The organism is Micromonospora sp. bgisy143 (assembly GCF_057708145.1).
Window position 1 is genome coordinate 43,437 of record NZ_JBYIRN010000016.1, and the last position, 26,197, is coordinate 69,633.

Here is a 26,197-nt window from a genome sequence, read left to right on the forward strand (position 1 = left end):
GTACCCGGACAGCCGGGTTGAAGCACCCCCCCAACGACCCCACCGGCCCAGAAGAATGAACGGGGGTCATCCGTTCGGACGAGGAGTGAGGGGGGTCACGGCAAGGTCGGTGGCCTTCTGCAACCAGGCGGCTCCGTACGGTCCCACCAGGCCCACCCAGCGGCCGGCGACCCGTACCCGCACCTCGGCACGCGCCGAAGGCGCGCTCGGGTCGTCGACCGTACCGAGGAAGCCCATCCGGACCAGCCCCTGCACCAGCCGCTGCGGCACCTCGACCGGCGGGCCCGGCGGGTCGTCCGGGGTGACCACCACGGCCACGTGGTCGAGCAGCGCGTCGCGCAGGGCCCGCTGACCCACCGCGCGGCCCGCCACCCCCTCCTGGCTCGCCGTCCGCAGGGTGCCCGCCGCCGCCACGGCGATCCGACGCACCTCGACGCCGGGCAGCACCTCGACCGGCTCGCTGCGCGACGGCGGCAGGGGCCAGCGCCACTGCGCGTCCCGGCGCTCGGGCAGCGCCGCACCGCCGCGTCCCAGCTCGGCCAGCAGGTCGGCCGCGCCCACGGTGACGTCCCCGGCGGCGTCGCCGGCCACCGTGCGGGTGACCAGCACCTGCCACGGCAGCCGGGCCCAGAGGACGACCCGCCCGGGAGCGCCGGCCGGGCGCAGCCGCACCGGCGCGACCGGGTCCAGCCGGACCAGCCGGGCCAGGAAGGCGCCCGCGTCGGCCACGCCGGCCAGGCCGTGACCGGACGGCGACGCCACCCGGTCCGCTCCCGGCCGCGTCACGATCCGCCGCCCTGCGGGGCGTACGTCAGCAGGAAGTCCCGCTCCTCGACGGTGATGCGGCGGGGCACCTGACGGGTCAGGTCGAACGGCACCAGCACCGAGCGGGCCCGGCTGGCCAGCACGTCACCGTCGTACAGCTCGTAGGCGACGGTGAACCGCGACGCCTTGATCTCCTCCACCCACAGCTCGATGCGGACCGTGGGCGCGGCCTCGGCGGTGGCCCGACCCAGCGCGTAGTCGACCGGGCGCAGGTAGTCGACCTCGTGCCGGCGGATCACCACCCCGTCGGCGAACGAGCCCACTCCCCAGGCCCGGCCGCCGGCGAACATCAACGCCACCCGCGCCTCCTCGTACAGGGTGAGGAAGCGCGAGTTGTTGACGTGGCCGTACGCGTCCAGGTCGGACCAGCGCAGCGTGCAGTGGTAGATGAAACGGTCAGTCACGGGTCAGCTTGCGGTAGGTCACCCGGTGCGGTCGGGCGGCCTCCGCGCCGAGACGGTCAATCTTGTTCTTCTCGTACGCCTCGAAGTTGCCCTCGAACCAGAACCACTTGGCCGGGTTCTGGTCGTCACCCTCCCAGGCCAGGATGTGCGTGGCGACCCGGTCCAGGAACATCCGGTCGTGGGAGATGACCACGGCGCAGCCGGGGAACTCCAGCAGGGCGTTCTCCAGGCTGGACAGCGTCTCCACGTCCAGGTCGTTCGTCGGCTCGTCGAGCAGGATGACGTTGCCGCCGATCTTCAGGGTCAGCGCCAGGTTGAGCCGGTTGCGCTCGCCGCCGGAGAGAACCTTGGTCGGCTTCTGCTGGTCCGGGCCCTTGAAACCGAACGCCGCGATGTACGCCCGCGACGGCATCTCGACCTTGCCCACCATCAGGTAGTCGAGACCGTCGGAGACGACCTCCCAGACGGTCTTGTCGCCGTTGAGGCCCTCGCGGTTCTGGTCGACGTACGACAGCGAGACGGTCGGACCGACCCGCACCTCGCCGCCGGTCGGCTCCTCCAGCCCGACGATCGTCTTGAACAGCGTGGTCTTGCCGACGCCGTTGGGGCCGATGATGCCGACGATGCCGTTACGCGGCAGCGAGAACGACAGGTTGTCGATGAGCAGCCGGTCGCCGAAGCCCTTGCTGAGGTTGTTCGCCTCGATGACCGTGCCGCCCAGGCGCGGGCCCGGCGGGATCTGGATCTCCTCGAAGTCCAGCTTGCGGGTCTTCTCCGCCTCGGCGGCCATCTCGTCGTACCGGTCCAGGCGGGCCTTGGACTTGGTCTGCCGGGCCTTGGCGTTGGAGCGGACCCACTCCAGCTCCTCGGTGAGGCGCTTCTTCATCTTGGCGTCGCGTCGGCCCTCGACGGCCAGCCGGGCGGCCTTCTTCTCCAGGTAGGTGGAGTAGTTGCCCTCGTACGGGTAGGTCCGGCCGCGGTCCAGCTCGAGGATCCAGTTGGCCACGTTGTCGAGGAAGTACCGGTCGTGGGTGATCGCCATGACCGTGCCGGCGTACTTGGCCAGGTGCTGCTCCAGCCAGGAGACGCTCTCCGCGTCCAGGTGGTTGGTCGGCTCGTCGAGCAGCAGCAGGTCGGGCGCCTCCAGCAGCAGCTTGCAGAGCGCGACCCGGCGGCGCTCACCACCGGAGAGCTGGGTGACGTCGGCGTCCGGCGGCGGGCAGCGCAGGGCATCCATGGCCAGTTCGAGCTTGGAGTCGATGTCCCACGCGTCGAGGTGGTCCAGCTCCTCCTGGAGCTTGCCCATCTCCTCCATCAGCTCGTCGGAGTAGTCGGTCGCCATCTGCTCGGCGATCTTGTTGAAGCGCTCCAGCTTGGCCTTGGTCTCGGCGACCGCCTCCTCGACGTTGCCGAGCACCGTCTTGGCGTCATTGAGCGGGGGCTCCTGCGCGAGCATGCCGACGGTGTAACCGGGCATGAGCCGGGCCTCGCCGTTGCTCGGCTTGTCCATGCCTGCCATGATCTTGAGGAGGCTGGACTTACCGGCGCCGTTCGGGCCGACCACACCGATCTTGGCGCCCGGCAGGAAGTTCAGCGTCACGTTGTCCAGCACGACCTTGTCGCCGTGCGCCTTGCGCGCCTTTTCCAGGACGTAGATGAACTGGGCCACGGTGCGGGCTACCTCCGTCGATTTGCTGTCGCCTGAGTGGGCGGCGCGGCGCGAGCTGAGACCTCCGCCCGCCGCCGCCGGCCGGGAGCCGGCCGCGCGCACGCCATCGTCAATCCTGACAGGTACGGCGCGCTTCGCCCACATCACCCCGCCCCAGGAGTACGCCGGCGAGCCGCGCCGCCCCTGACCGTCGGGCTGTCGACAAGATCACCTTCAGGATTCGCCGCACGCGGGGCGGGTAGGAGACTCCGGCACGGGGGCCCAGACACCGCAGCTACGCTCAGTACGCTCATCGCGGTGGACCCGTCAGTACCCGGAGGTGGCCGATCGTGACCGTCCGTAGCTCCTTTGTCGTAGTGGCGAACCGTCTGCCGGTCGACGAGGTGAGCACACCCGAGGGACGGCAGTGGCGACGCAGCCCCGGCGGGCTCGTCACCGCGCTGCATCCCGTACTCGCCGAGCACCAGGGCACCTGGGTCGGCTGGGCCGGTGGCACCGGCGCCGCGCCCGAGCCGTTCGACCTGGAGGGCATCCGGCTGCACCCGGTCCCGCTCAGCGCCGAGGAGTTGGAGCGCTACTACGAGGGCCAGTCCAACGCGACGATCTGGCCGCTCTACCACGACGCCGTGGAGACACCGGCGTACAAGCGTCGCTGGCGCGAGGCGTACCGGTTGGTCAACGCCCGGTTCGCGGAGGCGGCGGCCGACGTGGCGGCCGAGGGCGCGACGGTCTGGGTGCAGGACTACCAGCTCCAGCTGGTGCCGGCCATGCTCCGCGAGCTACGCCCGGACCTGCGGATCGGCTTCTTCCTGCACATCCCGTTCCCGCCGATCGAGCTGTTCATGCAGATGCCGTTCCGCACCGAACTGCTGCGCGGTCTGCTCGGCGCGGACCTGGTGGGCTTCCAGCAGCGACTGGCGGCACAGAACTTCGTTCGGCTGGCCCGACACCTGCTCGGGCTCCGCTACGAGGGTCAGATGATCCAGGTCGACGGCCGGCAGGTGAAGGCGGGCGCCTTCCCCATCTCCATCGACACGCAGGAGATGGAGCGGATGGCGGCCGACCCGGCGGTCCAGGCGCGGGCCAAGCAGATCCGCGCCGAGCTGGGCGACCCGAAGACGATAATCCTGGGCGTGGACCGGCTCGACTACACCAAGGGCATCGAGTTGCGCCTCAAGGCGTTCCGCGAGTTGCTGTCTGACGGAAAGTTGACAGTTCCGGACGCCGTTATGGTGCAGGTCGCCACGCCGAGCCGCGAGCGCGTCGAGCACTACCAGGCACTTCGGGTCAAGGTCGAGCGCGAGGTTGGTCGGATTAATGGCGAATTCGGCCGAGTCGGCGTGCCGGCCGTGCATTACCTGCATCAGTCGTACAGTCGCAGTGAACTGGCCGCGATGTACGTTGCTGCGGACGTGATGATGGTTACCCCGCTGCGAGACGGCATGAATCTCGTGGCCAAGGAGTACGTCGCATCCCGTGCCGACCAGGGCGGTGCGCTCGTGCTCAGCGAGTTCGCTGGCGCCGCAACGGAGCTGCGCCAGGCATTCCTTTGTAACCCGCACGACCCGGACGCGGTCAAGGACGCCCTGCTCCGGGCCGTGCACGTGGAGAAAACCGAGGCACGCCGCCGGATGCGGACAATGCAACGTCACCTGCGTACCCACGACGTGGGGCACTGGGCCAAGTCTTTCCTCTCCGAACTGGGAGTTTCCGAGGCGGAGGCCGCGTGAACACGGCCGTCAACGACGGAACGGCGATCGACACCGGGGTGATGGACCCCGAGCTGCGAGCCGCCATCGGCCGGATCGCCCGGGTTCCGCAGCTCCTGATCGCCTGCGACTACGACGGCACACTCGCGCCGATCGTGGAGGATCCCAGCACCGCCGTACCGCTGCCGGAGTCGGTGGCCGCGATCCGCGCGCTCGCCGCCCTGCCGCAGACGAGCGTGGCCGTGGTCTCCGGCCGCGCCCTGCGCGACCTGGCCGCGCTCTCCCGGCTGCCCAGCGAGGTGCACCTCGTCGGCAGCCACGGCTCCGAGTTCGACATCGGCTTCGTCGAGCGCCTCTCCCCCGAGCTGGTCGCGGTCCGCACCCAGGTGCGCAACGCGCTGCGCGAGATCGCCGCCGAACACCCGGGCATCCGGCTCGAACGCAAGCCGGCCAGCGTCGCGGTGCACACCCGGGGCGTCGACCCGCAGGTCGCCGCCGCCGCCATCGAGGCCGTGCGCAACGGCCCGGCCACCTTCGACGGCGTCACGGTGACGCAGGGCAAGGAGGTCATCGAACTGTCCGTGGTGGCCACCCACAAGGGCACGGCCGTCGACCAGCTACGGACCCAGCTCTCGGCCAGCGCGGTGCTCTTCATCGGCGACGACGTCACCGACGAGAACGCCTTCGGCAATCTGCACGGGCCGGACCTCGGCATCAAGATCGGCCCGGGCGAGACCAAGGCCGCCTTCCGGGTGGCCGAGCCCATCGAGGCCGCCCGCGCGCTCGGGCTGCTGCTGGAGACCCGCCGGCACTGGCTGTTCGGCGAGCGCGCGGTACCCATCGAGCGGCACTCCATGTTGTCCAACGGTCGTACCGTCGCGCTGCTCACTCCCGAGGCGAAGGTGAGCTGGCTCTGCCACCCCAAGCCGGACTCGGCGGCGATCTTCGCCGACCTGGTCGGCGGCAGCCCGGCCGGCCACTTCAGCATCGCCCCGGAGCGGGGTGGCATCCCGCTGGGCCAGCGCTACCGCTCCGGCACCATGACGGTCGAGACCCGGTGGTCCGGCCTCACCGTCACCGACTGGCTGGACAAGCCGGCCCGCGAGACGACGCCGGACGGCCCGGCCGTGGTGACCGGCGACTCGACCCTGGTGCGGGTGCTCAGCGGCAACGGCCGGGTCCGGGTGGAGTTCGCGCCGCGTCCCGAGTTCGGCCAGGTGGCCGTGCAGTTGCAGCCCGTCGGCGACGGCCTGCTGGTGCTCGGCTCGAACGAGCCGGTCGCCCTCTACGCCCCCGGCGTGGAGTGGCAGGTCAACAACGACGGCGGGTACGAGACCGCCAAGGCGGTCGTCGACCTCTCCGCCGCGGGCGGGCAGGTCGTGCTGGAGCTGCGCTTCGGCACGCACAGCCTGGAGCACCACCGGGTACCGATCCACGAGCGGCAGGCCGCGGCCGAGCAACCGTGGAAGGACTGGGTGGCCTCGCTGCGGCTGCCGTCCACCTCTCGTGACCTGGTCGCGCGCAGCGCCCTCACCCTGCGCGGGCTCTGCCACGAGGCCACCGGCTCGATCCTCGCCGCCGCCACCACCTCCCTGCCGGAGGAGCTGGGCGGCGTCCGCAACTGGGACTACCGCTACTGCTGGCTGCGCGACGCCGCGCTGACCGCCCGCGCGCTCGTCGACCTCGGCTCCGTCGCGGAGGCCGAGGCGTTCCTGCGCTGGGTGGACGGCTGCATCGAGCGCACCGGCGGTCATCCGGAGCGGCTGCACCCGCTCTACACCATCGACGGGTACGAGCTGGGCGCCGAGGCGGTCATCGACACGCTGCCCGGGTACGCCGGTTCCCGGCCGGTCCGGGTCGGCAACCTCGCCAACCACCAGCTCCAGCTCGACGTGTTCGGCCCGATCGCGGACCTGATCGCGGCCGTCGCCGACGCGCGCGGCTCGGTCCGCGACGACGAGTGGCGGGTCCTGGAGAACATGGTCGAGGCGGTCCGCCGCCGCTGGCACGAGCCCGACCACGGCATCTGGGAGGCGCGGCTGCCACCCCGGCACCACGTGTTCTCCAAGGTGATGTGCTGGATGACCGTCGACCGGGCGCTGCACGTCATGCGTCAGCACGGTGGCGAGGACCGGCCCGAGTGGAAGGACCTGCGCGACCGGATCGGCGCCAACGTGCTGGAGCACGGCTGGCACGGCGACGTCGAGGCGTACAGCGTCGCGTACGGGGACGAGGACATGGACGCCTCGTCGCTCTGGATCGGCCTCTCCGGCCTGCTCCCGGGTGACGACCCGCGCTTCCTGTCCACGGTCCTGAAGATCGAGGCGGACCTGCGCAGCGGCCCGGTCGTCTACCGGTACCACTGGGACGACGGCCTGCCCGGCCGCGAGGGCGGTTTCCACATCTGCACGGCGTGGCTGATCGAGGCGTACCTGCGCACCGGACGCCGCACCGACGCCGAGGAACTGTTCGCGCAGATGGTGCTGACCGCCGGCCCGACCGGCCTGCTCCCCGAGCAGTACGACCCGCTCGCCGAGCGCGGCCTGGGCAACCACCCGCAGGCGTACAGCCACCTCGGGCTGATCCGCTGCGCCCTGCTGCTGGACAACATGCTCAAGCAGTAACGACAGCACGAACGGAGGGGCCGGAGCACACAGCGCTCCGGCCCCTCCGTCGTACCGCTTTGTCCACGCTGTACGTCGTGGATCGCGCCGATCTTGCAGTTTCGGTTGTCGACATGGGATGAATACCCCTTATGTCCGCACAGAAAGTGCAAGATCGGCGCATCAGGTACGGCGATCATGGAGTTGCGGTGCCTGACTTGGCGCTTTACGGGCGCTTTGTTGCCCACCACAACTCCATGATCGGCGAGGGCTGCGGGCTCGAGCACGTGTCCGCTCGCTCAGCCGTCCAGCGCGCCCACCACGTCGCCCACCACGACGACGGCGGGCGGGCGCACCTCGGCCGTGTGCACGTCGGCGGCCACCGCTTCGAGCGTCGAGCGGAGCACCCGCTGGGAGCCCGTGGTGGCCTCCTGGATCACGGCGGCCGGCGTCTCCGGTGGTCGGCCGTGCGCGATCAGCGTCTCGGTGATGGCGGCGAGGTTCTTGAGCCCCATCAGGATCACCAGGGTGCCGCGCAGGCCGGCGAGGGCGTCCCAGCGCACCAGCGAGGCCGGTGAGTCGGGCGCGACGTGCCCGGAGACCACGGTGAACTCGTGCGCCACCCCCCGGTGGGTGACCGGGATGCCGGCCGCGGCGGGCGCGGCGATCGAGCTGGTCACCCCGGGGACCACGGTCACCGGTACGCCGGCCGCCGCGCAGGCCAGCAGCTCCTCGCCGCCCCGACCGAAGACGTACGGGTCGCCGCCCTTGAGCCGTACCACGGCAGCGCCCGCCAGCGCACGGTCGACCAGGATCTGGTTGATCTCCTCCTGGGCCCGCGACGGGCCGTAGGGGATCTTCGAGGCGTCCACCAGCTCGACATCGGGGCGCAGCTCGTCCAGGAGCAGGCCGGGCACCAGCCGGTCGGCGACCACCACGTCCGCCTCGGTGAGCAGCCGCCAACCCTTCACGGTGATCAGCTCCGGATCCCCCGGCCCGGATCCGACAAGTGCCACCCGTCCGCCGGTCGCCTCGGCCTCGCGCCGGGCCTCCGGCGGTGCGGCGTCGCGCACGGCGAGCAGGTCGCGGATGGCGTCCCGGACGCTCATCGCCCGCCGAGGGTCGCCACCGCCGAGCACCGCCACGGTGACCGGCCCCTGCCGGGTCACCGCCGGAGTCCAGGCGGTGGCGGCCGCCCGGTCGTCGGCGCGTACGCAGAAGATCCGTCGCTCGGCCGCGACGGCGCTGACCGCGGCCGCCGCGATCGGGTCGTCGATCGCCACCTGGACCAGCCAGGCCCCGTCCAGGTCCTCGGGCACGAACCGGCGCGGCACCCAGCGCAGCCGACCCGCGTCGACCCGGGCCTGCAACGCCGGGGTCAGCTCCGGTGCCACCAGCAGCACGTCCGCGCCGGCGTCCAGCAGCGCCGGCACGCGCCGGGTGGCGACCGCACCGCCACCCACCACGACCACGCGCCGGCCGTCGAGCCGCAGACCAAGGGGGTACGGGTTGGCGCTCATCCGGCACCACCCGACCGCTCGCCGGACGCGCTCACTTCTCGGCCACGCCGGCCGAGTCGAACGTGGCCACCTCGTGCAGCACCCGGACCGCGCCGGTGACCACCGGCAGCGCCAGCAGGGCGCCGGTGCCCTCGCCGAGGCGCAGCCCCAGGTCGATGAGCGGGTCGAGACCGAGGTGCCGCAACGCCACCGTCGCGCCCGGCTCGGCCGAGCGGTGTCCGGCGACCATGGCGGCGACCGCGTCCGGCGCGAACGCGGCGGCGGCGAGCGCGGCGGACACCGCGATCACCCCGTCCAGCAGGACCGGCGTACGGCGCGCGGCCGCACCCAGGATCAGCCCGGCCAGCGCGGCGTGCTCCAGGCCACCGACGGCAGCCAGCACTCCGAGCGGGTCGGACGGGTCGGGGGTGTGCCGGGCCAGCGCGGCCCGCACCACGGCCACCTTGTGGGCGTACGTCTCGTCGTCCACGCCGGTGCCGCGACCGGTGGCGTCGAGCGGGTCGGCGCCGGTGAACGCGGCGATCAGCGCGGCGGCCGGGGTGGTATTGCCGATGCCCATGTCCCCGGTGAGCAGGATGCCGGCGCCGGCGTCGATCAGCTCGTCGGCGACCCGGACGCCGGTCAGGACCGCCGCCAGCGCCTCGTCCCGGGTGAGCGCGGCGGTCACCGACAGATCCCGGGTGCCCCGCCGCACGGACGCGTCGATCAGCCGCGGCGCGGCCAGGTCCGACGCGGACCCGGCGGGCTCGGTGGGCTCGGACCCGGCGGGCTCAGGCACGGGCAGCGGATGGGCCACCCCGACGTCGACCACGGTGACCGACGCGCCGGCCTGCCGGGCGAACGCGTTGACGACCGCGCCGCCGGCCAGGAAGTTGCCGATCATCTGCGCGGTGACCTCCTGCGGCCACGGTGTGACCCGCTGGGCGTGCACCCCGTGGTCGCCCGCGAAGATCGCCACGGCGGCCGGTTCGGGCACCGGCGGCGGGCAGACCCCGGCCAGCCCGGCGAGGCGTACCGACAGGTCCTCCAGCAGGCCCAGCGAGCCCGCCGGCTTGGTCAGCCGGCTGTGCAGCTCGCGGGCGGCGGCCATCGCCGCCTCGTCCGGGGGCCGGATCGCCGACGTCGTGGTCTCCAGCATCATGCCTCCATGATCTCGCGCAGCACCGCGATGAACGCGTCGGTGGTGTGTCGGTCCCGTACCGCCACCCGCAGCCAGTCCGGGCCCAGCCCGGGGAAGGTGTCACCCCGGCGGACCGCCCAGCCCCGCTCGCGCAGGGCGACCCGTACCCCTGTCGCGTCGGGCAGGCGCAGCAGGACGAACGCGCTGGCGGGGCGGCCGGCGACGCGTACCCCCGGCAGGTCGGACAGGCGGGCGACCAGGTGGTCGCGGTCGGCGGCGAGTTCGGCGGCGATCGCGCGTTCGGCCTCGACCGCGACGGGCGTCGCGCAGGCCGCGGCGGCGGCCAGCGCGGGCGTGGAGACGGCCCAGAGCGGCTGGACGGCGGCCAGCCGGGACAGCAGGGCCGCCTCGCCGAGCAGGTAGCCGATCCGCAGCCCGGCCAGGCCCCAGGTCTTGGTGAGGCTGCGCAGGACGAGCAGCCCGGGCAGGTCGCGCCGCTCGGCGAGCGACTCCGGTTCGCCGGTGTCCCCGCCGTCCGTGGTGTCGGCGAACGCCTCGTCGACCACCAGCACCCGGCCGGGACGGGCGAGCGCGGCGATGGTCCGCGCGGGGTGCAGCACCGAGGTGGGGTTCGTCGGGTTGCCGATCATGACCAGGTCCGCGTCGGCGGGCACCAGGGACGCGTCGAGGCGGAAGCCGTCGGCCGGGTCCAGCAGCACCCGCTCCACCGGGTGCCCGGCGGCCCGCAACGCCGCCTCCGGTTCGGTGAACTGCGGGTGCACCACCACGGGCCGGTGGACGCCGCGCAGCGCCTGGGCGATGAGCACGAAGCCCTCGGCGGCCCCGGCGGTGAGCAGTACCTCGTCCGGGGGACGCCGGTGCCGGGCGGCGACGGCGGCGCGGGCCGGCGCCGGGTCCGGATAGCGGGCCAGATCGGTGAGGGTGGCGGCGATCGGATCGGCCAACCAGGCCGGCATCGGTGCCCGGCGGACGTTGACGGCGAGGTCGACCAGACCGGCGCTGGCCTCGGCGTCGCCGTGGTGCGCCAGGTCGGGCCCGGCACCGGCGAACGGCGACATGCCGCTCGGCTGATCACGCATGTCCGCGATCCTGCCGGGAAGGTGGCCGCCAGGACAGTCGATGTCGACGTAAGCCATGTCACCACCTCGCGGGTTTATGAGTTCTTCTCATGTACGAATCGGAAATGTCATAACTTGGCGACGTGAGCAACCGACCCCTTGCTGCCGCCGGTCGACTCGTTCCTCTCCTGCGCGCCGGGCTCATCGCCGGCATCGTGATCGCCGCCGCCGCCTATCCGCTGGTCGCCCTCACCGGGCTCGGCGCGAAGGCCACCGCCCACGCCACGGAGCAGAAGACCCGGCTGCTGACCAGAGCCCTGCCCGCCGAGACCTCCTACCTGTACGCCCCGGACGGCAAGACCGTGCTGACCATGTTCTACGAGGAGTACCGGCAGTACACGAAGCTGTCGGACATGTCGCCGAACATCCAGCAGGCGATCGTCGCCGCCGAGGACTCCCGCTTCTACCAGCACCACGGTGTCGACCCGAAGGGCGTGGCCCGCGCGTTCGTGGCCAACGCCCACTCCAGTGGGGTGTCCCAGGGCGCGTCGACGCTGACCATGCAGTACGTCCGGATGGCCCTGCGGGACAGCGCCACCACCCCCAAGGAGGTCCAGGAGGCCACCCAGCAGACCAGCCTGCGCAAGGTCAAGGAGATGCGCATGGCGCTGGACCTGGAGAAGGAGATGAGCAAGGAAGACATCATGGAGCGGTACCTGAACTCGGCGTACTTCGGTCACCGGGCGTACGGCATCTACGCGGCCAGCGAGATCTTCTTCTCCAAGACCCCGAAGGACCTCACCCCGGTCGAGGCGGCCACCCTCGCCGGCCTGGTCAAGTCCCCCTCCGAGTACGACCCGGCGGACTCCGACCAGAAGGAGGCCACCGGGCGGCGCAACTACGTCCTGGACCGGATGAGCCAGCTCGGCTACATGTCCCCCGACTCGGCCGCCGCCGCCAAGTCCGAACCGATCCGGCTGAAGCTCACCACGCCACCGAGCGACTGCGCCTCGATCGTCGAGAAGTACCAGAGCTGGGGCTTCGCCTGCGACTACGTGAAGAACTGGTGGAGCGCCCAACCGGCGTTCGGCAGCAACCGCCTCGAACGGATGGACAAGCTGCGCCGGGGCGGGTACCGGATCGTGCTCAGCCTCGACCCCAAGGTCCAGGAGGCGGCCGAGAAGAACGTCGGCGCGAAGGAGGGCACCGGCAGCCCGTTCGCCAACGGCATCGTGGTCTCGGAGCCGGGCACCGGGCGGGTCAAGGCGATGGCGGTGAACCGGAACTACTCCCTGGACCTGGCCGACAATCCACCCAGCTCCAACCCCGAGGCCGGGCCGAAGGTGAAGGCCAACTACCCGAACACGGTGGCGCCGCTGCTCGGCGGCGGTGACCTGCCGGGCTACCAGGCCGGGTCGACGTTCAAGATGTTCCCGATGCTGGCCGCGCTGGACTCCGGGATGACGCTCTCCACCTCGTTCAACGCCCCGTACCGCTACAAGTCGTCCGTCTACGACGGCTGGGCGCCGTCGAACGCCAGCGGCGCGATGACCGGCCAGCAGACCATGTGGTCCGGCTTCGGCAAGTCCGTCAACACGTACTTCGTGTGGCTGGAGGAGAAGGTGGGCGCGGAGAAGGCGGTCCGGCTCGCCGAACAGCTCGGCCTGCGCTGGCGCACCGACGTCGACCGGGAGCAGGCGTCCCCCGGCAAGGCCAACAAGTGGGGCGCGTTCACCCTGGGCGTCTCCGACGCCACCCCGCTGGAGATGGCGAACGCGTACGCGGCCATCGCGGCCGACGGCCGCTACTGCGAGGCGATCCCCGTGCAGGCGATCATGAACCGGGACGGCACCCCGGCCACGTACGCCACCCCGGGCGGCATCCAGCGCGAGGTGGCCAAGCCCCGCTGCCGCCAGGTGGTCAGCGCCGACGCCGCCCGCGCGGCCACCGACGCCGCCCGCTGCCCGACCGGGGACACCCCGGCCCGCGGTGGCTGCGGCGGCTGGTCGACGGCCGACAGCGTCCGGGGTACGGTCGGCCGCCCGGTCGCCGGCAAGACGGGTACCACCGACAGCACCCGGTCCGCCTGGTTCGTCGGGTACACACCGGAGCTGGCCGCGGCGAGCTTCATCTCCGACCCGGACAACCCGTTCAACGCGGTCGGTGACGGGCAGTCCCAGATCCCGATCGCGGCGGTGGCACAAACCCTGCGCGACGGCCTGAAGGGCACACCGACCCGGCAGTTCACGCCACCCTCGGACGCCATCGTCGGGTGACGGCCAGCGCAGGTCCGTCGTGGCGGCGAACCTGCGCAGGTCCGACGCGGGGTCAGTGCAGGTCCGACGGCGGGGCCGGCAGAGGTCAGCGCAGGTCCGCCGCCACGAACGACCAGAGTTCGAGGTCGACCCGGCCACCGCCGACGAACCCGGCGTTGCGCAGCAGACCCTCGTAGGTGAAGCCGGCCTTCTCGGCGACCCGGCGGGACGCCAGGTTGCCGGGCGCGACCCGCAGCTCGACCCGCTGGAAGCCGTGCTCCAGGATCAGCGCGATGGCCACCGCGTCCACCGCCTCGGCGGCCAGGCCGAAGCCCCGGGCGTGGGGGGCCATCGCGTAGGAGACCTCGGTGAGACGGGCGCCCCAGTCGGTACGCCGGGTCCAGAGGGAACCGACCACCTCGTCGTCCTCCCGGCGGATCACCGCGTAGTGGTCGCCCTCGCCGCTGTCGCGTCGCTGCCGGGCCAGGTCGGTGCACCAGGCGTGCCCGTCGATCGGGCCGGAGTCGTCGGGCAGCGGCAGCCAACGCCGGGTCAGCTTGTCGGCGAAGATCTCGCCGGCCGCCGCCGCGTCGGCCGCGGTGAGCCGGCGCACCTCGGTACGCGGGGTGGAGACGGTCAACGCCGGAAACCGGCGGACCGCCATCTCACCGATCACGCGGGAACCACCGGCGGTGACACCGCCTCGGCTGCTGGCTCGCCGACCGCTGCGGCCACCACCCGGGCGGCCGTCGCCGGATGACCGGCCCAGTGCAGGGTGAGCTGCGAGGCGTGCACGTTGCGCCAGACGAACCCCTCCGGCGTGCCGCCGTCCCAGCTCCAGGCCGGTCGCTGACCGGCGCGCGGGGTGAGCACCGCCCGGTGCTCCTTGTGCCCGACGATTACCGTGCCGGTCGCGGCGACCACGCTGTCGGTCTTGGCGGTCGCCTCCCGGTAGCCCACCACGAGTCCGTCCCGGCTCGCGCCGACCGCGTCCAGCACACCGCACATGGGCAGCCCGTCCAGCTCGCGGGCCAGCCAGAGCAGACCGGCGCCCTCGGCGACGACCGGCCGGCCGGTACGCGCCAACTCGGCCACCGCGATGCAGAGCCGCCGGTTGGCCGACAACTGCTCGGCGTACGCCTCGGGCAGCGCTCCCCCGACGACCAGCGCCCGGGTGCCGACCGGCAACGCCTCGTCGCGCAGCGGATCGACGGTGACCACCTCGGCCCCGGCCGCCGACAGCAGCTCGGCCGTCTCCGGGTGGCTGAAGCTGCCGCCCGGACCACCCGCCACCGCGACCAGCGGACGCTGCGCCGGCACGACCAGCTCGCCGAGCACGTCCCCCGGTGACCAGGCCACCGCCGGCAGGGGCGGAGCGGAACGGGCCAGCCCGAGCAGGCGTTCCAGATCGACGGTGGCGGCGACGGCCTCACCCAGTCGACGCACCGCGCGAACCGCGTCGGCCGAGGCGTCGACCACCGGCGCGACCCCGTGCCGGCGGGACGGCAGCACGGCCGGCAGGTCCTGACGGCGCAGCGCGCCGTAGACGGGCACCCCCACGTCGTCCAACGCCTCGCGCAGCATCGCCTCGTGCCGCGACGACGCCACCCGGTTGAGGATCACCCCGCCCAGCCACAACTGCTCGTCGTACGAGCGGAACCCGTGCACCAGCGCGGCCACCGACTGACCCATCGCGGCCACGTCGACCACCAGCACCACCGGGCTGCGCAGCGCCGCCGCGGCGGCGGCCGTGGACTCCTGCTCGGGACGGCCGCCCACCGAGTCGTACAGGCCCATGCTGCCCTGCACCACGGCGAGCCCGGCACCGGCGGCGCCGTGTGCGACAAGCGGGGCGAGCCGGTCGACGCCGACCAGCCGGGGGTCGATCACCCGACCCGGGCGACCGGCGGCGAGACCGAGGTACGCGGCGTCGACGTGGTCCGGGCCGAGCTTGAACCCGGCGACGTCGACACCCCGCTCGGCCAGGGCGGCGAGCAGCCCGATCGCCAGCGCGTTCTTGCCGTGTCCGGAGGACGGCGCGCTGAGCACCAGGCGCGGCACGACGGTCATCATCGACTCCTCGCGGGCGGCGGCGGGTACGCGACGAACAACCGGGAAGGTCGATCCGTCGGCGTGACGATACCCGTCCGATCCGACCGGCGAGCACCGCCAACCGGGGGTCGGCGGACCGTCCCGGCCCGGTCGCGGTGAGTGGCCCCGGTCATACGGGTAGCCTCGGTGCCGTGTACCGGTTCCTGCTGAGCCCACGCTGGTTGGGCGCCCTCGCGTTGACGCTGGTCGCCGCCGCCGTCATGGTGTGGCTCGGCAACTGGCAACTGGACCGCTACCGGGGTCGTACCGAGATCAACGAGCGGATCGACGCGGGCGAGCGGATGCCCCCGGCACCCCTGGCCGACGCGTTCCGCCCGCCGACCGGTGGACCCGGCACCGCCGGCCCGGCCCCCGCCAAGGACCGGGTCTGGACCCGGATCACCGCCACCGGCCGGTACGACACGTCGAACACCGTCCTGGTCCGCGGCCGGACGGTCGACAGCCGGGTCGGCTTCGAGGTGCTCACCCCGCTCGTGCTCGCCGACGGCACCGCGCTGCTGGTGGACCGGGGCTGGATCCCGCCTGCGCCGGGCGGCGCGACCGCCCAGCCGTCGGTGCCCACCCCGCCCGGTGGCGACGTCACGGTCAGCGGCCGGGTGCACGAGACCGAGAGCGGCGCCGGTGCGGTGGACCGCCGCGACGGGCGGCTGGAGACCCGGCGGATCGCCGTACCGCGGCTGGCCCGCGAGCTGCCCTACCCGGTCTACGGCGGCTACCTGCTGCTGGACGAGCAGACCCCGGCCGCCGACCCGGCGTTCAAGGCCGTTCCGGTCGGGCACACCAACAACTGGCAGAACTTCGGCTACGTCGTGCAGTGGTGGCTCTTCGCCGCGATGGCGATCTTCGGTTACGGCTGGGTGGCCCGCCGCGAGGCACGCCGGGGCGCCGGCCTCGGCCCCACGTCGGCGCCACAGGACCGGGCGGCCGAGCCGACCGCCAGCGCCTCCGCCTGACCCTGGGCCGGCAGCCCGGAGCAACCCCAACCGGCCCGGACCGACGTCAGCCGGCGGGCTGGGACCGGCCCGGCGTCAGCCGGCGGGCGGGGCCTGGACCGGCGTCAGCCGGGCGGCTGGACTCGGCCCGGCGTCAGCCGGTGGTCCGGCCCGCGTGGATGGCGCGGACGGCGTCGATGGTGTCGGCTTCGGCGGCGGACTTGTCGTCCCGGTAGCGGACCACACGGGCGAACCGCAGCGCCATCCCACCCGGGTAGCGGGTGCTCGTCTGCACCCCGTCGAACGCGATCTCCACGACCTGCTCGGGGCGCACCCGGACCACCCAGTCGCCGCGCTCGACGGCCAGGCCGAGGAACCGCTCGGTCTGCCAGCGCAGCAGCTCGTCGGTGAGCCCCTTGAACGTCTTGCCGAGCATCACGAAGTCGCCGGTGCGCGGGTCACGGGCGCCGAGGTGCAGGTTGGAGAGCCAGCCCTTACGCCGACCGCTGCCCCACTCCACGGCGAGCACCACCAGGTCGAGGGTGTGTCGGGGTTTGACCTTGACCCAGGCGGCGCCACGCCGGCCGGCGTCGTACGGGGCGTCCGGCGCCTTGACCACCACGCCCTCCTGACCCGCGTCGATCGCGGCGGCGAACGCCGCGCCGGCCTGCTCCGGACCGTCGACCTCCATCCGTCCGACCAGCAACGACGCGTCCACCGCGCCGGCGAGCGCGGCCCACCGCTCTCGGCCGGGCAGGTCGATCAGATCCTCACCGTCGAGGTGCAGCAGGTCGAAGAAGTACGGGGTGAGCACCGTCGTGCCGGTGCTGGCAGCGGCCGCGAGCACCGCCGGGGCGACCGGCGTACGGCCGGTGGTGCTCGGTGTGGTGCGCCGGGCGGCCCGGCTGGAGGTCTGTTGGAACGGCAGCGGGCGGCCCGTCTCGTCCAGCCCGATCGCCTCCCCGTCGAGCACCAGCTCCCGGCCGGGCAGGGCGCGCACCGCCGCGACGACCTCGGGCACCCGGTTGGTGATCTCGTCGAGGCTGCGGGTGAACACGGCGATGTCGGCGCCGGAGCGGTGCACCTGGATGCGGATGCCGTCGAGCTTCACGTCGACCACGGCGGGCGTGCCGGTCGCGGCCAGCGCCTCGTCGACCGAGGGGGCGCTCTGGGCGAGCATCGGAGCAAGCGGCCGGCCGACCCGCAGGCCGAACCCGGCCAACGCGGCCTCGCCACCGGACAACGCGGCCACCGCGACGGCGCGCAGGTCACCGGCGAGCAGCAGGGCCCGGCGGACGGTGGCGACCGGCACCTCGGCGGCCCGGGCCACCGCGTCGGCGAGCAGCCCGGCCTGCGCGCCCTGGCGCAGCTCGCCGCCGAACAGGCCGGTCAGCAGCCGTTGCTCCTCGGCGGTGGCCGCCGCGTAGAGGGCGCCGAGCAGAGCGCGTCGGCGAGCCTGCGACCCCGAGCCGTGCACGGCGGCGATCTGCGCGATGGCCGCGTCGACGGCAGCCACGGTCAGCGTCGGCTCGGCGGCCGGCGGAGGCAGGTCCCGCAGGCTCGCGTAACCCACGCCGGTCTGACGTTGCCGCAGCTCACCGGCGAGGTAGCCGGCACCGGGCTCCACCTCGGCCGGGTCGAGCCGGCGCAGCGCGTCGGCAAGCAGCTCCACCTTGGCGCGCCGGCCGCTGGTGGCGCCCACGGCGGCGGAGGTGGCCGCCAGGTCGATGAACCGCACGAGGCTCATCCTGCCAGTCACCTCCGACACCGCCCGGGCATTGCCGTGCCCGGGCGGTGTCGGCGCGGTGCCGCAGCCGCTCGTGCCGGTCTCGTGCGGGCGGTCGCCCTTGTCGAACCGGCACCACGGGGGCGGGAATCAGGCGGAGACGGGCTCCTCGATGCGCAACCCTCGGGCGCGGACCTCACCGGCCACCCGGGAGAGCACCGAGTCGAGGGCGACCAGGGCGGCGGAGAGCTCACCGAGCTGCTCGTTGAGCGTGTCCTCGGACCACGCGGAGACGTCGACGTCCCCCAGTGCGCTGACGGCGGCCCCCAACCGGGCCATCACCTCGTTCGTACTCATGTTCGAAAGCCTATAGCAATCCCATCGACGACACGCCGTAAACGCGCAGATCAGCCGCAAACTTGCCGTTACTACTCGGCTGCGGCGGCCACCTTGCCCAGCAGCAGCGCCTCAGCCAGGCAGACCTTGGCGAACTCGCCCAGGTGCAGGCTCTCGTTCGGGCCGTGCGCGCGGGCGTGCGGGTCCTCCACGCCGGTCACCAGGATCGCCGCCTGCGGGAACATCTCCTGGAACGTGGCGATGAACGGGATCGAGCCGCCGACGCCGATGTCCACCGGGTCGGTACCGTCCCAGGCGGTCCGGAACGCCGAACGGGCGGCGTCGAACATCGGCCCGGACGCGTCGATCACGCACGGGTCGCCGTCGTGCTCGAAGGTGACCGTCACCTGGGCACCCCACGGGGCATGCTTCTCCAGGTGGGCGCGCACCGCCGCGTACGCCCGCTTGGGGTCGTCGCCGGGGGCGAGACGGAGGTTGAGCTTCGCCTTCGCGGCCGGCACCAGGGCGTTCGGCGCCTCGCCGGTGGCCGGCGCGTCGATACCGAGCACGGCCAGCGCCGGCTTGGTCCAGAGCCGGTCGGTGAGCCGGCCGGTGCCGATGAACTGCACACCCTCGGCCAGCCCGGCCTCGGCGCGTACCCGGTCCTCCGGGTAGTCGACGGCGGCGCCCACCCGACCGACAAGCCCGTCCACCGCCACGTCGCCGGCGTCGTCGTGCAGGGTGGCCAGCAGCCGGACCAGTGCGGTCAGCGCGTCCGGGACGGCACCGCCGAACATGCCGCTGTGTACGGCGTGCTCGAGCGTGCGCACCTCGACGAAGCAGTTCACGATGCCGCGCAGCGAGGTGGTCAGCGCCGGTACGCCGATGTCCCAGTTGCCGGAGTCGGCGATCACGATGACGTCCGAGGCGATCTCGTCCCGGTGCTCGGCGAGCAGCCGCTCCAACGAGTCGGAGCCGAACTCCTCCTCGCCCTCGATGAACAGCACCACACCGACCGGCAGCGCGTCACCGTACGCCCGCAGGGCCGCGACGTGCGCCATGATGCCGGCCTTGTCGTCGGCCGCGCCCCGGCCGTACAGGCGGCCGTCACGTTCCACCGGCTCGAACGGGTCGGACTCCCACAGCGACCGGTCACCGACCGGCTGCACGTCGTGGTGGGCGTAGAGCAGCACGGTGGGTGCGCCGGGCGGGGCCGCGCGACGGCCGATCACGGCGGGCTGCCCGCCGGAACGCACGATGTCGACGTCCAGGCCGCAGCCGCGCAGCAGCTCGGCGACCGCCTCCGCGGAACGCTCGACGTGCGAGTGGTCGAAGCCGTCGAAGGCGATGCCGGGAATGCGGACGAGACGTTCGAGGTCGGCCCGTACGCCGGACATCTCCCGCTCGACGGCGGCCCGCACCTCGGACTCGGACATGATCGGTGAGGTCATGACCGGCATCGTATGCCGGCCTTACCCAGGGCTGCCGGCGGAGCCCGTACCCGCTGTGTGGACCCGCACGAAGTACCGCGACGTGTCGAGCGGCAGCGCCGGTGCGCCGTCGACCACCAGGTCGGCGTGTGCGACGGTGTCGTCGGCGGCGAAGTGCGCCCGCTCACCGGCATGCCAGCGGCGCAGCTCCGGCAGGATCTCCGGCCCGTCCCGCTCGACGGCACGGGCCAGCCGCAGCGGCGCGGGCGCGGTCACGAAGACGGCGAGCGTCAGCTCCGGCCGGACGACGGCCCGGGCGGCACTGACCCCCTCCACGATCAACACCGGCGTCACCGGTACCGGCACCGGCCGGGGCAGGAAGCACCGCCGCACCCAGCTGTACCGCCGGTACGCGCCCGGCTCACCCCGACGCAACCGGGCCAGCACCTCGCCGTCGAGTCGCGGCCAGAAGGTGAGCTGGTCGTCCCAGCCGTCGAGCAGGTCGTCGGTGTGCACCACCGGCGGCCGCCCGCCGGGCAGCGCCGCCAGGGCGTCCGCGAGGTGCGCCGCGAACCGGCTCTTGCCCGCGCCGCTCGGCCCGTCGACGGCGACGAGCCGGGTCCGTCCCAGCCGCGCCGGGCCCGCGAGCACCCGGCGTGCCACCTCGGTGTACGCCTCGACGACCGCCACCGGCAGCACCTGCGCGGCGGGATGCCCGGTAGGCCCGACGGCGTCGTCTCGGTGCCCAGGGGTCCCGGGGTCACGCAGCGGCGGACCCTTGCGGCCGAGCGGTCCCCTGGCGACGAGTCCGTGCACGACCGCAGTATGCCCCCCGGCCCGCGCTCGGCCGGCCGGCCGGGCCGACGTGGTTGCCCCCGGCCGGCGCGATCGACTCGGTTTCACGGATCTCGGGGTCTCCCGCCGGCCCGGACACCCCGACCTCACGGAAGCCGAGTCGATCACGCCCGTCGAGGCGGTGTGCCACGTCCGGCTGAGCCCGCCCGTCGGCCACTCTCACGTCCGGGGGAATTGGGGTGGCGACGGGTGACGGGCGGTCCGTTCGCCGCGCGGGCCGGTAGCCGAGTCGGCATGATCGGGTGGTGCTCCGAGACGTGATGAGCCCCGGCATCGACGCCCTGCTCGAACAGGCCCGCGCCGGGCTGCACCGACTGACTCCACAACAGACCGTCGAGGCGGTCCGTGGTGGCGCTCTGCTTGTCGACACCCGTACCGACACGCAGCGCCGCGAACAGGGCGACCTTCCGGGAGCGGTCGTCATCGACCGCACCGTGCTGGAGTGGCGGCTCGACCCGGCCAGCGCCTGGCGCATCCCGGAGGCCACCGCGTACGACCGGGAGATCATCGTGGTGTGCCGCCAGGGCTACAGCTCCAGCCTGGCCGCCGCCAGCCTCCAGACCCTCGGCCTGCGCCGGGCCACCGACATGATCGGTGGCGTCGACGCCTGGCTGGCCGCCGGTCTGCCCACCACCGACCGCCCCGCCGACATCCGCCTCTGACAGGGGATCAGACAGCGGGTCTGCGCGGCGTCGGTCACGCGGTGCCGCCCGGGATCGCGTCGCGACTCGAAGGTGCAGGGGCCGACCGCCCGCCGCGACCGCAGGACCGTCCGCCGCGACCGCAGGACCGTCCGCCGCGACCGCAGGTCCGCCCGGCAAGTGCCCCTTCGGAGACCGCGCCGCAACCGCAGCTCCGCGCGACGTCCGTCTTCGCCTGAAGATCGCGCCGGAACATGGATGTAGTGGCCTCCCGGCGTCACCGACACCACTACTTCAAGGATCGAGCACGATCTTGCGATCGAGCACGACCTTGCAGCCGTCCGCGATCGAGCATGACCTTTGCGACCGCGCACGGCCCCTGCGACCGGGCCCGACCGGGCGACCGGGCGCGACCCGGGCGACCGGGCGCGACCCGGGCGACCGGGCGCGATCTAGGGGCCGGGCATGGCCGCGTGGGCTCAAGTGGGCGGCGCCCCGGGCGGGATGAAGGGTAGGTCCGCGGGTGCGCCCGTCTCGATGAGACGCCAGAGGGCGTCGGTGTCCAGGTGCTCCTCGACGAGGTCGCCGAGCAGGTCGAGCGAGCGTTCCCGGGCGGCGGCGAAGCTGGTGCCCGGCGCGACCTGGAAGCCGGTACGCCCGGCCAGCCGCGCCGCTTCGGTGAGGAACCAGCGGCGGAACGCGTCGGACTCGAACGCCCCATGCCAGTGCGTGCCGTGCACCGCGCCGAGCACCGCTCCCTCGCCCGCGCCGTCGGCCCCCGTCAGCAGCGGGGTCAGGGTCGGGTCGGTCTGCGAGACGTACCCGTGGTGGATCTCGTAGCCGCGGATCGTCACATCGCCGGGGCCGACGCCCACCGACTGCCGGACGGTCTTGCGGGGATCGAAGGTGATCTCGATGGGTAGCAGACCGAGCCCGGGCACACTGCCCTGCCGACTCTCGACCGAATCGTGGATGGCTCGGCCGAGCATCTGGAAGCCGCCGCAGAGGCCGAGCAGCGGCTTACCGGCTGCGGCGTGGGCGGTGACCGCGTCGGCGAGCCCGGTCTCGCGGAGCCAGGCCAGGTCCGCGACGGTCGACTTCGAGCCGGGCAGGACGATCAGGTCGGCGGAGGCCAGTTCGGCCGGCTCGACGGTGAGGCGTACCCGGACACCCGGCTCGGTGGCGAGCGCCTCCACGTCGGTGGCGTTGCTGATGCGGGGCAGCCGGACGACGGCCACGTCCAACCACGCGCTGCCGTGCGGGGCGGCCGGACGGCCGAGCACCCGGCCGTAGGCGAGGGAGTCCTCCGCGTCCAGCCACAGGTCGAGCGACCAGGGCAGCACCCCGTACGTGGGACGGCCGGTCACCTGCCGCAGCATGTCCAGCCCCGGCTGGAGCAGACCGAGGTCCCCCCGGAACTTGTTGATCACGAAGCCGGCGACGAGGGCCTGGTCGGCCGGATCGAGCAGGGCCACCGTTCCGAACATCGAGGCGAAGACGCCACCCCGGTCGATGTCGCCGACCACGATGGCGGGCAGGTTGGCGTGCCGGGCGAGCCCCATGTTGACGTAGTCCCCGGCCCGCAGATTGATCTCCGCCGGGCTGCCCGCCCCCTCGCAGATCACCACGTCGTACGCGGCGCGCAGCTCGGCCAGCGCCGCGTACGCGGTCTCAGCGAGCCGGGGTCGCAGCTGCCGGAAGGTGCCCGCGGTGATGGTGTCGACCGCTTCGCCGAGAAGCACCACCTGGCTGGCGAGGTCACTGCCCGGCTTGAGCAGCACCGGATTGAAGCGCAAATCTGGTGCGAGCCCACACGCCGCGGCCTGCATGGCCTGGGCGCGGCCGATCTCCCCACCACGCCCGTCCGGCCCGACGACGACGGCCGAGTTGTTCGACATGTTCTGTGCCTTGAACGGCGCCACCTTCACGCCCTGCCGGTGTAGCCAACGGCAGATGCCGGCGGTGAGCACGCTCTTGCCGGCGTCCGAGGTGGTGCCGGCGACCAGCAGCCCGCCGCTCACCGGCCGATCCCCCGCCCCGCGACGCCGCCGGGACGGCCGTGCTCCGACCCGACGGGCAGCGGACCGCCTGCCCACCGGTCACGCGGCGACGCCTGTCGGGCCGTGCCGGTACGGCGCTCCGTCACCGCGCGCAGGCCCCGCCGCGCGACGGCGTCGGCGAGGCGGCCGACCGTCAGCGGGTAGGCGGCGGCCAGCCCGAGGGCGGCCAGGCCGACAGCGCCGGAGATGCGCGCGGCCCGCTTGAGGTGTCGCGCCTCGGGACGGGGGCCGTCGCCCAGGAACGGGCGGACCTCGGAGCGCCCGAAGTATCTGTTCCGGCCACCGAGGCGGACGCCGAGCGCGCCGGCCATCGCCGCTTCGCACTGCCCGGCGTTGGGGCTCGGGTGGTCGTTGCGGTCCCGCCGCCACACCCGCCAGGCGCGCTCCCGGTCGCCGTGCGCGACCGGTGCGACGGCGATGGTGAGCAGCCCGGTCAACCGGGACGGTACGAGGTTGAGCAGGTCGTCCAGCCGGGCGGCCGGGGTGCCGAACCGGGCGTACCGCTCCGACCGGTGCCCGACCATCGCGTCCAGGGTGTTGGCGGCGCGGTAACCGAGCAGCCCGGGCAGGCCGGCGACCGCACCCCAGAGCAGCGGGGCGACCACCGCGTCGGAGGTGTTCTCCGCGACCGACTCGACGGTGGCGCGGGCCAACTCCGACTCGTCCAGGGTCGACGGGTCCCGGCCGCAGAGGTTGCCGAGGCGTTCCCGGGCGGCCGGCAGGTCACCGCCGCGCAGCGTCCGACCCATGACGGCGGCCTCGCGGCGCAGGGTACGGCCGCCCAGCACGGTCCAGGTGCCGGCGGCGACGAGGACCGCGCGGCTCACCGGCCGGTGTCGGGTGGCCACCGCGGCGACCACCCCGAGGGCCACCGGACCGCCGACCGCCAGCGCGGTGAACGCTGCCCCGGCGGTCCGGTCCGGCCGGTGCAGGCGACGTTCCAGAGCGCCAGCCAGCTGACCGAACCCGGCGACCGGGTGCCACCGGCGAGGGTCGCCGAGCAGCCCGTCCAGCGCGTAACCGGCCACCAGGCCCACCGCGTTCGCCACCGGTGCTGTCCGTCGCACGCTCACCACCCCCGGCCGGCCAGCCTAGACGAGCACCGCACGAGCCAGCCGCGCCTGCCGTACTCCATCGCACTCTCCTTAGCCCGTTTCTGCCCACGCGGGGTGACGACGCCGACCGCGCCGCCACCCCGCCCCCGTCGTGCCACCGGCACGCACCGGCCTCTCAGGCGGCCGTGCCGCCGCCCCGGGAACGGACGCTCACGCCGGCTGCGGAACCCGGCCCCGGCCCCGCCGCCCCCGACCGGACGACGGGACGTCCGGCTGACCCTCGTCGGGCACCGGCCCCAACTCGTCGTCGGCGTCGCCCTCCGGGTCGGCGTCGCCCGCCGCCGCGAGGGCCAGCCCGTCGTCGTCCAGGGCCGCCGGACCGGCACCGATGCTGTCCAGCGAGGCGTCGAGCGGACCGCGACCCAGTGCGCCGGTACGCGGCGCGGCGTACTCGGGCAGCTCGAAGTCGTCGTCGAGCGGGCCGTCGTCGGGCAGCGCCGGTGCCTCCTCGGCGGGTACCGCCTCGGTGGGCTCGCCGTGCACGCGGCTCTCGGCGGCGGCGTCCTCGACGGCGCTCGTGGTCATGGTCGGCCGGTTCCGCAGGAAGCGGGCGCGGCCCCGGGACAAATCGTGGCCGACCGCGACCGCCTCCAGCTCGTAGAGGGTGCGGTGGGTGCCGGCCTCGTCGATCCAGTCGCGGGTGTAGAGGCGACCGCAGACCACCACCGGGTCGCCGACCATCACCGACGCGGCCACGCCCTCGGCGAGCTTGCGCCAGCAGTTGACGCGGACGCGCAGCGAATTCCCGTCGACCCAACGGCCGCTGTCGCGGTCGAGCCGGCGGGCGGTGGAGGCGACCTTGAAGTTGGCCACCAGCGTGTTGCTCTCCTTCGTACGGCGCCACTCGGGTGCCGTCAGAATGTTGCCGACGATCGTGACGTACGTGTCGAACATCGTCCCTCCAGGGGATCCGGGGTCTGCCAGCGCGAGTCGACTCGGCATCGAGCCTGTGCGATGTCGACGGCCACCGCCAGCGCCGCGACCCGGACCTGTGGACAACGGGCCACCTGTGGACAACGCCCTGATCAAGCCCCTGTTGTGGTACGGCCGACCCGCCCGAGCGGCGAATGGCGGTTCCGGAGCCGACCGAACTGGGTATGGATTTGATCAACGCACCACCGACAAGCTCCACGTCGACGAGAGGTCAGCACCATGACGATCACTACTTTCGGCACCGCGACCGCTTCCGAGGTGCGGCGATGAGCGCCGTGGCGAACCCGGCGACCGTGGGCGAGTGCCTGCGGGTCGGCGCGGGGTTCTCGCAGGGCGACCGCAACTGGATCGCCGAGCAGTTCGCCACCCTCGACGCCCGGCTGGCCGGTTTCCACGCCGACGCCACCGAGCTGGAGGTGTCGGTGAAGGACCGCGAGGCCCGGGGCCAGAAGGTCACCCTGGAGTGCTGGATCGCCGGCCGGCAGAAGATCGTCACCACCTCCACCGAGGAGGACCTGCACGCGGCCCTCAACGACGTCCGCGACGACCTGCGGCGCAAGCTCAACGACGCCAAGACCCGCCAGGAGCCGCGGAACAACAAGCACCTGCGCGACATCCCCCAGCCCCAGGGCGAGACCGACCCGATCGACGAGGCGCCAGCCCGCGCCGACGCCGAAACCGCCTGACCCACCCACGACCGCGCCCGCGCCACGCGCCACGCGCCACGCGCCACGCGCCACGCGCCACGCGCCCGCGATCTTGCACTTTCGGATGCCGATATGCGGCTTTCCAGAGGTTATGCCGCGACAGAAAGTGCAAGATCGCGGGGCGAGGGCGCGGGGCGAGGCGCGGGGCGAGGGCGCGGGGTGAGGG

Annotated in this window: 19 protein-coding genes and 2 pseudogenes; 6 read left to right on the forward strand and 15 right to left on the reverse strand. The window is 73.3% G+C overall.

All coding sequences use genetic code 11. From position 1 onward, the window contains the following. Nucleotides 1-66 precede the first annotated feature (66 nt). From AC3EN4_RS19310 to ettA, 3 genes are read right to left on the reverse strand one after another with little or no spacing between them, the layout of a single operon-like run. Complete coding sequence (locus AC3EN4_RS19310; RefSeq protein WP_435207189.1) at nt 67-786, reverse strand: DUF8185 domain-containing protein; 720 nt, start codon at nt 784-786, stop codon at nt 67-69. Further along, entirely contained in the window at nt 783-1,229 is a 447-nt protein-coding gene (locus AC3EN4_RS19315) for an acyl-CoA thioesterase (RefSeq protein WP_422736533.1), read from the reverse strand. Before AC3EN4_RS19315 ends, AC3EN4_RS19310 begins: the two co-directional genes overlap by 4 nt. Continuing rightward, nucleotides 1,222-2,898: an energy-dependent translational throttle protein EttA gene (gene ettA / locus AC3EN4_RS19320; protein WP_422736534.1), complete on the reverse strand. Its 1,677-nt coding sequence runs from the start codon at nt 2,896-2,898 to the stop codon at nt 1,222-1,224. Before ettA ends, AC3EN4_RS19315 begins: the two co-directional genes overlap by 8 nt. 329 nt (nt 2,899-3,227) lie before the next feature. On the opposite strand from ettA, the gene AC3EN4_RS19325 reads away from it, so the two are divergent. Together AC3EN4_RS19325 and otsB are read left to right on the forward strand one after the other, a co-directional pair. Then, on the forward strand, nt 3,228-4,628 hold the full coding sequence (locus tag AC3EN4_RS19325) for an alpha,alpha-trehalose-phosphate synthase (UDP-forming) (RefSeq protein WP_422736535.1): 1,401 nt from the start codon (nt 3,228-3,230) through the stop codon (nt 4,626-4,628). A gap of 41 nt (nt 4,629-4,669) precedes the next feature. After that, nucleotides 4,670-7,231: a trehalose-phosphatase gene (otsB, locus tag AC3EN4_RS19330; protein ID WP_435207259.1), complete on the forward strand. Its 2,562-nt coding sequence runs from the start codon at nt 4,670-4,672 to the stop codon at nt 7,229-7,231. A gap of 278 nt (nt 7,232-7,509) precedes the next feature. On the opposite strand, the gene cobA is transcribed toward otsB, so the two are convergent. The 3 genes from cobA to cobC are packed head-to-tail and all read right to left on the reverse strand — an operon-like array spanning nt 7,510 to nt 10,950. After that, nucleotides 7,510-8,730 carry a uroporphyrinogen-III C-methyltransferase gene (gene cobA / locus AC3EN4_RS19335; RefSeq protein WP_435207190.1) on the reverse strand — a complete coding sequence of 407 codons (1,221 nt, stop codon included), beginning with the start codon at nt 8,728-8,730 and terminating at the stop codon, nt 7,510-7,512. A 31-nt stretch (nt 8,731-8,761) separates the two neighbouring features. Next, complete coding sequence (gene cobT / locus AC3EN4_RS19340; RefSeq protein WP_435207260.1) at nt 8,762-9,868, reverse strand: nicotinate-nucleotide--dimethylbenzimidazole phosphoribosyltransferase; 1,107 nt, start codon at nt 9,866-9,868, stop codon at nt 8,762-8,764. Then, on the reverse strand, nt 9,868-10,950 hold the full coding sequence (cobC, locus tag AC3EN4_RS19345; protein WP_435207191.1) for an Rv2231c family histidinol phosphate aminotransferase CobC: 1,083 nt from the start codon (nt 10,948-10,950) through the stop codon (nt 9,868-9,870). Before cobC ends, cobT begins: the two co-directional genes overlap by 1 nt. A gap of 122 nt (nt 10,951-11,072) precedes the next feature. Between cobC and AC3EN4_RS19350 the strand changes: the two genes are divergently transcribed. Then, entirely contained in the window at nt 11,073-13,205 is a 2,133-nt protein-coding gene (locus AC3EN4_RS19350; RefSeq protein ID WP_422736538.1) for a transglycosylase domain-containing protein, read from the forward strand. Nucleotides 13,206-13,290: 85 nt separating this feature from the next. Here AC3EN4_RS19350 and AC3EN4_RS19355 read toward each other — a convergent pair whose 3' ends face one another. Beyond that, nucleotides 13,291-13,860 carry a GNAT family N-acetyltransferase gene (locus AC3EN4_RS19355; RefSeq protein ID WP_422736539.1) on the reverse strand — a complete coding sequence of 190 codons (570 nt, stop codon included), beginning with the start codon at nt 13,858-13,860 and terminating at the stop codon, nt 13,291-13,293. Then, complete coding sequence (locus AC3EN4_RS19360; RefSeq protein ID WP_435207192.1) at nt 13,857-15,254, reverse strand: cobyrinic acid a,c-diamide synthase CobB; 1,398 nt, start codon at nt 15,252-15,254, stop codon at nt 13,857-13,859. Before AC3EN4_RS19360 ends, AC3EN4_RS19355 begins: the two co-directional genes overlap by 4 nt. 173 nt (nt 15,255-15,427) lie before the next feature. Here AC3EN4_RS19360 and AC3EN4_RS19365 point away from each other — a divergent pair, with 173 nt between their 5' ends. Further along, nucleotides 15,428-16,249, forward strand: coding sequence for an SURF1 family cytochrome oxidase biogenesis protein (locus tag AC3EN4_RS19365; protein ID WP_435207193.1), 822 nt, complete (start codon nt 15,428-15,430; stop codon nt 16,247-16,249). A 133-nt stretch (nt 16,250-16,382) separates the two neighbouring features. Here AC3EN4_RS19365 and AC3EN4_RS19370 read toward each other — a convergent pair whose 3' ends face one another. The 4 genes and pseudogenes from AC3EN4_RS19370 to AC3EN4_RS19385 all read right to left on the reverse strand — a co-directional run. Beyond that, nucleotides 16,383-17,975: an ATP-dependent DNA ligase gene (locus AC3EN4_RS19370; protein WP_435207194.1), complete on the reverse strand. Its 1,593-nt coding sequence runs from the start codon at nt 17,973-17,975 to the stop codon at nt 16,383-16,385. A 129-nt stretch (nt 17,976-18,104) separates the two neighbouring features. After that, on the reverse strand, nt 18,105-18,311 hold the full coding sequence (locus tag AC3EN4_RS19375; protein ID WP_030333429.1) for a hypothetical protein: 207 nt from the start codon (nt 18,309-18,311) through the stop codon (nt 18,105-18,107). A gap of 71 nt (nt 18,312-18,382) precedes the next feature. Further along, nucleotides 18,383-19,726 (reverse strand): dipeptidase, encoded by a 1,344-nt coding sequence (locus tag AC3EN4_RS19380; protein WP_435207261.1) that lies wholly within the window; start codon nt 19,724-19,726, stop codon nt 18,383-18,385. Continuing rightward, nucleotides 19,716-20,416 (reverse strand): annotated as a pseudogene (locus tag AC3EN4_RS19385) (uridine kinase family protein); the annotation flags it as partial. The pseudogene AC3EN4_RS19385 and the gene AC3EN4_RS19380, both read right to left, overlap by 11 nt. Nucleotides 20,417-20,835: 419 nt before the next feature. On the opposite strand from AC3EN4_RS19385, the gene AC3EN4_RS19390 reads away from it, so the two are divergent. Continuing rightward, complete coding sequence (locus AC3EN4_RS19390) at nt 20,836-21,237, forward strand: rhodanese-like domain-containing protein (protein ID WP_355052319.1); 402 nt, start codon at nt 20,836-20,838, stop codon at nt 21,235-21,237. 458 nt (nt 21,238-21,695) lie between these two features. On the opposite strand, the gene AC3EN4_RS19395 is transcribed toward AC3EN4_RS19390, so the two are convergent. From AC3EN4_RS19395 to AC3EN4_RS19405, 3 genes and pseudogenes are all read right to left on the reverse strand, one after another. Continuing rightward, nucleotides 21,696-23,237 carry a cobyric acid synthase gene (locus AC3EN4_RS19395; protein WP_435207195.1) on the reverse strand — a complete coding sequence of 514 codons (1,542 nt, stop codon included), beginning with the start codon at nt 23,235-23,237 and terminating at the stop codon, nt 21,696-21,698. A 113-nt stretch (nt 23,238-23,350) separates the two neighbouring features. After that, nucleotides 23,351-24,343 (reverse strand): annotated as a pseudogene (locus AC3EN4_RS19400) (cobalamin biosynthesis protein); the annotation flags it as partial. Between the two features lie 198 nt (nt 24,344-24,541). After that, nucleotides 24,542-25,285, reverse strand: a complete 744-nt coding sequence (locus tag AC3EN4_RS19405; protein ID WP_435207196.1) for a single-stranded DNA-binding protein — start codon at nt 25,283-25,285, stop codon at nt 24,542-24,544. Between the two features lie 305 nt (nt 25,286-25,590). On the opposite strand from AC3EN4_RS19405, the gene AC3EN4_RS19410 reads away from it, so the two are divergent. Beyond that, nucleotides 25,591-26,010, forward strand: a complete 420-nt coding sequence (locus AC3EN4_RS19410; protein ID WP_435207197.1) for an HPF/RaiA family ribosome-associated protein — start codon at nt 25,591-25,593, stop codon at nt 26,008-26,010. The last annotated feature ends 187 nt before the right edge of the window (nt 26,011-26,197 follow it).

Coding starts and splice junctions, on each gene's coding strand:
- AC3EN4_RS19360 (WP_435207192.1), bottom strand. CDS start 15,254: ATGACCGTCGTGCCGCGCCTGGTGCTCAGCGCGCCGTCCTCCGGACAC.
- cobT (WP_435207260.1), bottom strand. CDS start 9,868: ATGCTGGAGACCACGACGTCGGCGATCCGGCCCCCGGACGAGGCGGCG.
- cobA (WP_435207190.1), bottom strand. CDS start 8,730: ATGAGCGCCAACCCGTACCCCCTTGGTCTGCGGCTCGACGGCCGGCGC.
- otsB (WP_435207259.1), top strand. CDS start 4,670: ATGGACCCCGAGCTGCGAGCCGCCATCGGCCGGATCGCCCGGGTTCCG.
- AC3EN4_RS19390 (WP_355052319.1), top strand. CDS start 20,836: ATGAGCCCCGGCATCGACGCCCTGCTCGAACAGGCCCGCGCCGGGCTG.
- AC3EN4_RS19410 (WP_435207197.1), top strand. CDS start 25,591: ATGAGCGCCGTGGCGAACCCGGCGACCGTGGGCGAGTGCCTGCGGGTC.
- AC3EN4_RS19375 (WP_030333429.1), bottom strand. CDS start 18,311: ATGAGTACGAACGAGGTGATGGCCCGGTTGGGGGCCGCCGTCAGCGCA.
- AC3EN4_RS19370 (WP_435207194.1), bottom strand. CDS start 17,975: ATGAGCCTCGTGCGGTTCATCGACCTGGCGGCCACCTCCGCCGCCGTG.
- AC3EN4_RS19380 (WP_435207261.1), bottom strand. CDS start 19,726: ATGTCCGAGTCCGAGGTGCGGGCCGCCGTCGAGCGGGAGATGTCCGGC.
- cobC (WP_435207191.1), bottom strand. CDS start 10,950: ATGCGTGATCAGCCGAGCGGCATGTCGCCGTTCGCCGGTGCCGGGCCC.
- AC3EN4_RS19405 (WP_435207196.1), bottom strand. CDS start 25,285: ATGTTCGACACGTACGTCACGATCGTCGGCAACATTCTGACGGCACCC.